The following is a 1522-nucleotide window of genomic DNA, read 5'->3' as shown; positions in this document are numbered from 1 at the left end:
GGGGCGGGTGAGGTAGATCCGGTGCGTCCGTGGAGGTGGCGTGCTGGAGGTGTGTGATGGCGTCGGTGCTGGGGCGGCTGGAGGAGCGAGAGCGGGCGGCCCGGAAGCGGGTGGAGGAGTTGCAGGCCGAGCTGGAGGCGGCGCAGTCGGAGTGGGACGAGTGGCTGATCGCCCGCAGGCGGGTCAGCGAGGTGTGGGACGCGGGTGAAACCGCAGCCCAGGAGGCTGTGACGGGGAAGACGACGGAGGGGAACAAGGCCGGGAAGCCGTCGGCAGTGAAGCCCGGATCACTGGTTCCCCTCTGGCGGGAGGAGCTGTCGGTCGAGGTGCTGGCGCCGGAATATCAGCAGGTCATGGGCCTGCTGGCCGAACGCCGCGCCACTGGCGGTCAGCCACTGAACTGCCGTGAGATCACTGCCTTGTTGGGGCTGGAGGTGGTTCCTGCGAAGATCGAGGGAGTGCGGTGCAAGCTCAAGCGGCTCGTTGCGCGGGGATGGGTGCACGAGCCGGCACCGGGCCGGTTCGCCTGCGGCAATGGCCGAGACGGCGGGTCATGACCATGGTCATCGACCACAGGATCATCGCCTCCGACGATGCGGGCAGCCGCTCGTAGTCGCGGGCGAGGCGCCGGGATCGGGTGAGCCAGGCGAACGTCCGCTCGACGAGCCACCGTTTGGGCAGCACGACGAAGCCTGTCTGGCTGTCGCTGCGGCGGATGGTGGTCAGCATCAGGTTCAGGGCCGTCGCGCACCAGCCCACCAGCATGCCGGTGTATCCGCTGTCCGCCCACACCCGCCTGAGCCGGTGATGCCGCCGCGCGGTCTGCAAGAGGAGATCCTGGGCAGCGTCCCGGTCCCCCGTCGAGGCGGGGGTGACCATGACCGCCAGGATCAGGCCGAGGGCGTCCACCACGATGTGCCGCTTGCGCCCTTTGATCTTCTTCCCGCCGTCATAGCCGCTGGTCGCGGCCCCGACCGTCGACGTGCCCTTCGCGGACTGCGAGTCGATCACCCCCGCCGTCGGCTCCGCGTCCCGGCCCTGTGCTTCGCGGGTCGCGGCGCGGAGCCGACCGTGGAACTCGCCGGTCAGCCCCTGCTTGCGCCAGCGGGTGAAGAACCGGTGCACCGCCTTCCACGGCGGGTAATCGGCAGGCAGCGCGGGCCACTTCACGCCGTTGTCCACCACGTACCTGATCGCGTCGAGTATGTCCCGGTGGCAGTACTCCTCCGGCCGGCCGCCCCGGCCCTCGGCCCATGCGGGCTTCGGGATCATGTCGCGGACCGCTGCCCACTCTCCGTCACTCATGTCGGTCGGATAGCAGTGCCTGCCGGACGGATGGTCCGCGGCGTTGCCGTACGTGTGGGCGAAGCAGTCGCACGTCCGTGTGTCCGGAATGGACTCTTTCACAGCAGACCGATACAACTGCGGCAACAGGGCCTCCTGGTGAGCAGTGGCGTAGACACCCTCTGTGCTACCGAGAGGCCCTGCCTTCATGCCCCCGCGCAGCCACAATCACCTGAAC

At 69.1% G+C, this 1522-nt stretch carries 2 protein-coding genes; one reads left to right on the top strand and one right to left on the bottom strand.

Annotated elements, in window-relative coordinates:
* Positions 1-56: 56 nt before the first annotated feature.
* Positions 57-557, top strand: a complete 501-nt coding sequence (locus tag ACIRFL_RS43830; protein ID WP_404041370.1) for a hypothetical protein — start codon at positions 57-59, stop codon at positions 555-557.
* Here ACIRFL_RS43830 and ACIRFL_RS43825 read toward each other — a convergent pair.
* Positions 472-1305: an IS5 family transposase gene (locus tag ACIRFL_RS43825; protein WP_404041367.1), complete on the bottom strand. Its 834-nt coding sequence runs from the start codon at positions 1303-1305 to the stop codon at positions 472-474. The two genes, ACIRFL_RS43830 and ACIRFL_RS43825, sit on opposite strands and share 86 nt — an antisense overlap.
* Between the last annotated feature and the right edge of the window lie 217 nt (positions 1306-1522).

This window comes from Streptomyces sp. NPDC102462 (assembly GCF_044765425.1).
GTDB lineage: Bacteria > Actinomycetota > Actinomycetes > Streptomycetales > Streptomycetaceae > Streptomyces.
Note: the sequence above shows the minus strand (reverse complement) of the source record. Positions and strands in the feature narration are given on the sequence as shown.

Bases quoted from the DNA above. Each gene is read 5' to 3' on its own strand.
- ACIRFL_RS43830 (WP_404041370.1), top strand. From the start codon at position 57: ATGGCGTCGGTGCTGGGGCGGCTGGAGGAGCGAGAGCGGGCGGCCCGG.
- ACIRFL_RS43825 (WP_404041367.1), bottom strand. From the start codon at position 1,305: ATGAGTGACGGAGAGTGGGCAGCGGTCCGCGACATGATCCCGAAGCCC.